The sequence below is a fragment of the Atopomonas hussainii genome (assembly GCF_900109735.1).
GTDB lineage: Bacteria > Pseudomonadota > Gammaproteobacteria > Pseudomonadales > Pseudomonadaceae > Atopomonas > Atopomonas hussainii.
On the sequence record NZ_FOAS01000014.1, the window covers coordinates 121,313 to 128,876 of the forward strand.

4 protein-coding genes are annotated in these 7,564 nt (G+C 55.9%); 3 read left to right on the forward strand and 1 reads right to left on the reverse strand.

The window, feature by feature from the left end; all coding sequences use genetic code 11:
- The first annotated feature begins 32 nt into the window (after positions 1–32).
- Together BMX80_RS14435 and BMX80_RS14440 are read left to right on the forward strand one after the other, a co-directional pair.
- Positions 33–1,211 (forward strand): efflux RND transporter periplasmic adaptor subunit, encoded by a 1,179-nt coding sequence (locus tag BMX80_RS14435; protein ID WP_074869802.1) that lies wholly within the window; start codon positions 33–35, stop codon positions 1,209–1,211.
- Positions 1,208–4,333 (forward strand): efflux RND transporter permease subunit, encoded by a 3,126-nt coding sequence (locus BMX80_RS14440; protein ID WP_074869803.1) that lies wholly within the window; start codon positions 1,208–1,210, stop codon positions 4,331–4,333. Before BMX80_RS14435 ends, BMX80_RS14440 begins: the two co-directional genes overlap by 4 nt.
- A 103-nt stretch (positions 4,334–4,436) precedes the next feature.
- Here BMX80_RS14440 and BMX80_RS14445 read toward each other — a convergent pair whose 3' ends face one another.
- Positions 4,437–5,405: an integron integrase gene (locus BMX80_RS14445; protein ID WP_074869806.1), complete on the reverse strand. Its 969-nt coding sequence runs from the start codon at positions 5,403–5,405 to the stop codon at positions 4,437–4,439.
- A gap of 1,568 nt (positions 5,406–6,973) precedes the next feature.
- Here BMX80_RS14445 and BMX80_RS14450 point away from each other — a divergent pair.
- Positions 6,974–7,396 (forward strand): hypothetical protein, encoded by a 423-nt coding sequence (locus BMX80_RS14450; protein ID WP_074869809.1) that lies wholly within the window; start codon positions 6,974–6,976, stop codon positions 7,394–7,396.
- Positions 7,397–7,564: the final 168 nt, after the last annotated feature.

Consider the following 7,564-nt stretch of genomic DNA (forward strand, 5'->3'; position numbering starts at 1 on the left):
TTGCTTAATCAATAATAAAGAAGGAACTGCGCATGCCTGCTGCCGCCAAAGCTCGCTGGTTGGCTTTGTTGATTATTGCCTTGGGTGCTTTAGCCCTCGGCGCGGCTTATACCTTTAAGCCGCCCGCGCAGAAAAAACCGCAAGTCAGTGCCAAACCCGTGGTGCAAACCTTGCCCCTCACCTTGGCGGATTACCCCCTCACCATCCGCAGCCAAGGCACAGTACAGCCGCGCAACAGCACCACCTTAGTGACCGAAGTCGCCGGCGAAGTGATCCACATTGCCAGCGTGTTTGAAGCCGGCGGCCTGTTTAAACGCGGCGATGTGCTGCTACGCATCGACCCGCACGACTACCAAGTCGCCGTGCAACAAGCCGAAGCCGCGCTAGCCGGCGCCAAAGCACGCTTGGCCGAAGAACTCGGCAAAGCCGAAGTGGCACGGCGCGAATGGGCCAGCCTGATCAAACAAGGCCGCAAGCCCACCGACTTGGCCCTGCGTAAGCCTTATGTCGATCAGGCTAAAGCCGCGGTAGATTCCGCCCAAGCCGACCTCGCCGCCGCCGAGCGTAAATTAGCGCGCACGCAAATCCGCGCGCCCTACGATGGCATGGTGCAAAATCGTCAGGCCGATCTGGGCCAGTACGTCAACCTCGGCACCGCGCTTGGCCAAGTGTTCGCCACCGACAGCGCCGAAGTGCGCCTACCAATTGCCGATCAGCAATTGCCGTTTCTCTACAGCAGCGCGCAACACAGCGTCGCCCATCAACAAGCGGTTAACCTATCGGCCCAGTTTGGCGCGCAAAGCGTCAGCTGGCCGGCACGTATTGTGCGCAGCGAGGCCACGGTGGATGAACGCAACCGCATGCACTATTTAGTCGCGCGCATCGACGACCCCTACAACCTACGCGCTAACAGCACTGCACCGGCGTTAAAAGTTGGCAGCTTTGTGCAAGCCGCGATCAGCGGCGAGCCACTGACGCAGGTGTACCGCCTACCGCGCAGCCTGTTACATGGCGATAATCAATTGCTGGTCGCCGACCGCGACGACCGCCTGCAACAGCGCACCCTCACCTTACTGCGCAGCACCGGGCAGTACATTTACTTCCGCAGCGGCACTGAGCCCGGCGACCGTGCCATCCAAACCGCGCTAGAGCTGCCCGTGCCCGGCACCGCCCTTCAAGTTAACCCCGCAACGCAGCAGGCCACGCCATGAGCAACCAGCAAGGCGGGGTTTTGGCTTGGTGGGCACGTAACCCCGTGGCCGCCAACTTGCTGATGGTGTTTATTCTGCTGCTGGGCATCTTCAGCTACTTGCAGCTGAAAAAACGCACCTTCCCAGACTTTGAGGTGTACACCATTCAAGTCACCGTGCCGTTTTTAGGCGGCGCGCCGGAAGATGTCGAAAAAGGCGTGGTGATCAAGATTGAGGAAGCAGTACAAGACCTCAAAGGCATCAAGCGCATCAACAGCACCGCCACCGACGTGCTGGCCACGGTGCTGATCGAGCTGCAAACCGGCGTCGACATCGACACCAGCCTCAACGACATCAAGAACCGCATCGACGCCATCACCAGCTTCCCCGATGAGGCCGAAAAACCCATCGTCGCCAAATTTGAGCCGCGTCAGCAGGTGCTCTGGCTATCGCTGCACGGCAACCTCGACGACACCCTGCGCAAACGCCTCGCCCAGCAAATCCGCGATGAAGTGCTGAGCCTGCCGGAGGTTAATCAAGCCGAGGTGGTCGGCGATCGCGACTTTGAGATCAGCATTGAAATCAGCGAAACCGCCCTGCGCCGCTACGGCCTAAGCTTCGACGATGTCGCCCGCGCCGTGCGGCAAAGCGCCATTGACCTGTCTGGCGGGCAACTGAAAACCAGCGGTGGCGACCTGCAACTGCGCAGCCAAACGCAGGTGTACCAAGGCGATGAATTCCGCCAACTGCTGCTGCGCACTTTTGCCGACGGCTCGCGCCTGTATCTGGGCGATGTCGCCACGGTGCGCGACGGTTTTGTCGAAAGCCAAGGCTTTTCGCGCTTTAACGGCACGCCGAGCTTATCCATTCAAGTGGTATCGCTGGGCGATCAAAACGACTTAGCCATCGCCAAAGCAGTGAAGGATTATGTCGCCGAGCGCCGCGCCACACTGCCGCCGGGTGTCGAGCTGGACAGCTGGGGCGATGCCTCGTACTACCTCAACGACCGCCTCGACATGATGTTCCGCAACATGCTGCAAGGCGCGCTGTTGGTGTTCTTGGTGCTCAGCCTGTTCTTACGTTTACGCGTGGCGTTTTGGGTGATTCTCGGCATTCCCGTAGCCTTTGCCGGCGCCCTGTGGTTGATGAACAACCCACTGCTGCCGGTGGGCATCAACATGCTCTCGCTGTTCGGCTTTATCTTAGTGCTGGGCATCGTGGTGGACGACGCCATCATCATTGGCGAAAGCATTTATACCGAGGTCAACGAGCACGGCCACAGCCTGCACAACGTGATCAACGGCGCCGAACGCGTGGCCACCGCCGCCACCTTTGGCGTGCTCACCACGGTGGTCGCCTTTGTGCCCATGTTGTTTATTGAAGGCACCGCCGGGGCGTTTTTTGAGTCGCTCGCCTTGGTGGTGATTCTCTGCTTGCTGTTCTCGCTGGTGGAGTCGAAATGGATTTTGCCCGCCCACTTAGCCCACGGCGCCATGCCGCCGCTTAACCCAAGCAGTCGCTGGCAGCGTGTGCAAGCCGCCTGCAGCGGCGCACTGGAGCGCATCGCCCGCGAACACTACCCACGCTGGCTAGCCCATGCCCTGCACTACCGCGCCGTCACCGTAGCCTTGTTCGTTGCCTTATTACTGTTTGGGGCCAGCTTGATGGTCGGCGGTTTGGTCAAGGTCGAGATCTTCCCCGATGTACCGTCGGACTTTATCCGCACCAACCTGACCATGAATAACGGCACCCCCAGCGAGGCGCGTAACGCTGCGCTGGATCGCATGGAGGCCGCGCTGTACGAAGTGGATGCCGAATACCGACAGACCTTCCCCGAGGCCGAACACGGCTTTATTCAGTACGTGCTGGTGTTTACCGACAGCGAACTAGGCGGCCAACTGGTGGTCGAGCTAGCCAAGCCCGAAGACCGCCTGTGGGATGCCAAAACCATCGAAAACAAATGGCGCAGCGCCGTGGGCCAATTACCCGGCGCGCGACAACTGCGTTTTTACAGCGGCACGCATATTGGTGGCGGCTCAGCGTTAGATTTTCAGCTCTCGGGCAATCACTACGACAACCTCAAGCGCGCCTCCGAAGCGCTCAGCGCAGCACTGGCCGAGTACGACGGCGTGTTTGATATTCGCTCATCCTTCAGCGCCGGCGCCGAAGAACTGCGCATCCACATCACCCCGCAAGCCGAGGCCTTAGGTCTAACCCAAGCCGAATTAGCTCGCCAAGTACGCCAAGCCTTTTATGGTGAAGAAGCCCAGCGCATTCAACGCGGCCGCGACGATATCCGCGTGATGGTGCGCTACCCCGAGTCGGCCCGCCGCTCAATGGCAGACCTTGAAAACATGCGCATCCGCACCACCAGCGGCGACGAAGTACCCTTCACCAGCGTGGCGCGCATTGAACGCAGCGCGGCACTGGCCAGCATTACCCGCAGCGATCGGCAGCGCGTAGTGTCCATCACCGCCGATATCGACCAAAGCCGCACGCAGTCCGGCACGGTGATTGAAGACATCGAACAGCGCGTCATCCCGCGGATTCTCGCCCAATACCCCGGGGTGAGTTACAACCTCACCGGCTCGGCTGAAGAACAGCAAAAGTTTGTCAGCGACTTTGCCAAGAAATTCGCCTTGGCCATTATCGGCATCTACATCCTGCTCGCCGTGCCGCTTAAGTCCTACAGCCAGCCACTGCTGATCATGTCGGCGATACCTTACGGTTTTGTCGGCGCTGTCGTCGGCCATTGGCTGATTGGCCAGAGTTTCAGCATGTTGTCCTGCTTTGGCCTAATCGCCCTCTCTGGGGTGGTGGTGAATGACTCGCTAGTGATGGTCGACTTCGTCAACCGCGGCCGCGAACAAGGCCTGAACCGCACCGAAGCTATCCTGCAAGCCGGTAGCCAGCGTTTTCGGGCGATTATTCTTACCTCGCTGACCACCTTCTTCGGCCTGTTACCCATCCTGTTTGAAACCAGCCTACAAGCACAGTTTCTAAAACCGATGGCCACCGCACTGGGCTTTGGCATCTTGTTCGCCACGGCTATCACTTTGTTTTTAGTGCCTAGCTTGTACTTAATACTGGCTGACCTACGCCAAGCCATACGCCAGCGAGTCAATCAGTCAAACACAGCATAAAAGTCATTAAAGCGCCTGAAATGCTTGCGCAATACATCTATAGATTCTAAATGGGTGCGCCCTATAAGACGGTGAGTAAATACCGCAGGCGCTTATGCTCAGCCTAAACCGGCCGATCTAAAGGACTTATCACAGCCAAGCCGCCACGATTCAACACATGCGTATAGATTTGCGTGGTTTTAACATCCGCATGACCGAGTAACTCTTGCACCGTCCGAATATCTTGGCCGCTTTCAAGCAAATGCGTAGCAAACGAGTGGCGCAGCGTGTGCGGCGTCGCAGGTTTTGTTAAACCAACAGCGCGCACCGCATTACGCATCGCGCGTTGCACCGTTTTTTCGTGAACATGATGCCGGTAGATGTTCCCCGCGCGCGGGTCTTCTGAGCGGTTTTTTGAAGGAAATACAAACTGCCAACCCCAATCGGAAGCAGCATGCGGGTACTTACGCGCTAACGCATAGGGCAACTTAGTAATACCAAACCCTTCATTTAAGTCTTGTTGATGCAAAGCGCGCACTCGCTCTAAGTGCAGCTTAAGCGGCATCGCCAAAGTTAATGGCAGCATGGTAATGCGGTCTTTATTACCTTTGCCGTCACGAATCACGATCTCATGCCGGGTAAATTCAACATCTTTAACCCGCAACCGTAGCGCCTCCATCAAGCGCATCCCCGAGCCATACAAGAGATTGGCGATCAGCCACATAGAGCCATCCAGCTGCGAAAACACACTCGACACCTCAGCCCGCGTGAGCACCACTGGCAAGCGCTGCGGCCTTTTCGCGCGCACAACGTTTTCCAGCCACGGCAGCTCAACGTGCAACACCTTTTGGTACAGAAACAAGATCGATGAAAGTGCTTGATTTTGCGTCGACACCGACACATCGCGGCGCACTGCCAAATGGGTTAAAAAGGCTTCAACCTCCGGCCCACCCAGCTCAAGAGGATGCCGGTACTTATGAAAACGAATAAAACGCCGAACCCACTCCGTGTAGACAGACTCCGTACGAATCGAATAGTGTCGCAAACGAATCTGCTCACGCATCTGCTCAAGCAGTTTGGGCTTGTCATCCATGTCGCAAAAGCTCCCTAGGCAATGTCGCGTTTACTCGCGCAGCACCAAGGCTAGTCAAGGGATTACCGACTGACAAGGAACGTTATGCGACATTTTTGGCGCAAAAAATTACGCCACTGGTGTCGCCTACTTTAAGTTAGGTAACACACATCCAGCGCTGAGTGGACAGCCCCCCAGAACCGAACATCAGATGTCCGTTTTGGCGGACACAACAGCGGGGAAATGGCTGATGCCCTCTTCCATTTTTTTATGCTAGCGTGGTCGCTGCCAAGTGACGCTCAAGCGGGCTTGGAACGACACTTGGCAGCGACCACGTAGCGTCGAAGAACCCATCCTTATTTACCTTTTGCGTGTTCTTCTCAACTACACAGGAATTTGAACGGATGCTTTTCCTAACACCGGCATTAGTGTGTCACCTAACAAGTCGCTCAAGCGGACACGGCAAAAGCATGCTTTTGCCGTTCCCTCGGCAGAGCCTCGGTGCCGCTTAGCTCCCTCATTAGGGCGCTTCAACAATGTTCGGAAACTACCCAGCCACAACGTATCCAAGCGCCACTTTCCTGCGCGACGTTTTGCCGGTAGTTTTGGCGTTCTGTTCAAGCCCCGCAGCGCTATCTGTGTTATCGCCTGCGGGTTATTTGCGGTAAACGAAGGAGTCGTCTGACATCATGGAGCGAGTCGCAAATAACAGCTTTAGCCCTCTTCCGCTTCGGCGCATATCGACTTTTCGCTTAGGTTTGGCCTGTGGCTCCGAAGCCACAACGAGCCATCCTAACAATGCGCTTAAGGCCGCTCGCTCCGCTCACTGGACGTCAAAAAGCTCCGCTTTTTGCCGCCCCTTAGCTTATCGTTAGGGCGCTTCACATAATGCTCGGAAACCACACAGCCACAACGGATCCACACGCCACTTTTCAGCGCGTTGTTTTGTCCTTAGCTTTATGGTTTTCTGACAGTTCCTCGGCGCCGCCTGTGGGTTCGCCGGCGGGTTATTTGCGGTAAGCATCGAAAGGTTTTGACAGCATGGATCGAGTCGCAAATAACTACTTTAGAAAGTCATCACTTCGGCGTTTGAGGTCTTTTCGTTTGGGTTTGGCCTGTAGCTCCGCAGCCACAACGAGCCATCCTAACAATGCGCTTAAGGCCGCTCGCTCCGCTCACTGGACGTCAAAAAGCTCCGCTTTTTGCCGCCCCTTAGCTTATCGTTAGGGCGCTTCAAAAATGTTCGGAAACTACCCAGCCACAACGTATCCAAGCGCCACTTTCCTGCGCAACGTTTTGCCGGTAGTTTTGGCGTTCTGCTCAAGCCCCGCAGCGCTATCTGTCTTATCGCCTGCGGGTTATTTGCGTTAAACGAAGGAGCCGTCTGGCATCATGGAGCGAGTCGCAAATAACAGCTTTAGCCCTCTTCCGCTTCGGCGCGTATCGACTTTTCGCTTAGGTTTGGCCTGTGGCTCCGAAGCCACAACGAGCCGTCCTAACAATGCGCTAAACGCCGCTCGTTTCACTCGCTGGACAGTCAAAAGCTGCGCTTTTGCCTGCCCGTTAGCTTATCGTTAGGTGCCTTCGGCATGAAGCCAGAGCTCTATGACCCAATCAACGAACTAGTCATAGAGATCGTTAACGCATCAGAAGTTAATGATCAACAGGCACAATGGGCTGCTTACCAGGCTCTAAAGGCCTTATGCGAAAGAAGTGAAGAAAATGGAAATCACCATCCTTTTCAGTGGGAAACATTAGGCGACTTTACGCACAACAAATTACTTGCACTTGGCTTCTATGAAAAAGCATTGAGTTATGCTAGCGCATTAGCCCTTGACGAATATATTGCATCAATATGCTTCGCTATGGCGGAAACCCATGTTGCGCTAGGCAATATCTCAGCAGCAAAATGCCTAGCAACGCAGGCCAATGAAGCCGCAATCAAGACCGACGACTTGGAGCTTAGGAGGAGCGTCAGTGAGTTACTACTTGAAACATCGAGTCGCACCTAACAATCGGTTCAAGTCGTTCGCTTCGCTCACTTGGACGTCCAAAAGCTACGCTTTTGGCCGCCCCTTAACCAAACGTTAGGGCGCTTCAAATATGCTCGAAACCTACCTAGCCACAACGAATCCACACGCCGCTTTTCAGCGTGATGTTTTGTCGTTAGCTTTGGCGTT

What these genes read in the sequence shown, in the direction of transcription:
- BMX80_RS14435 (WP_074869802.1), top strand. Translation starts at nt 33, where the DNA reads ATGCCTGCTGCCGCCAAAGCTCGCTGGTTGGCTTTGTTGATTATTGCC.
- BMX80_RS14440 (WP_074869803.1), top strand. Translation starts at nt 1,208, where the DNA reads ATGAGCAACCAGCAAGGCGGGGTTTTGGCTTGGTGGGCACGTAACCCC.
- BMX80_RS14445 (WP_074869806.1), bottom strand. Translation starts at nt 5,405, where the DNA reads ATGGATGACAAGCCCAAACTGCTTGAGCAGATGCGTGAGCAGATTCGT.
- BMX80_RS14450 (WP_074869809.1), top strand. Translation starts at nt 6,974, where the DNA reads ATGAAGCCAGAGCTCTATGACCCAATCAACGAACTAGTCATAGAGATC.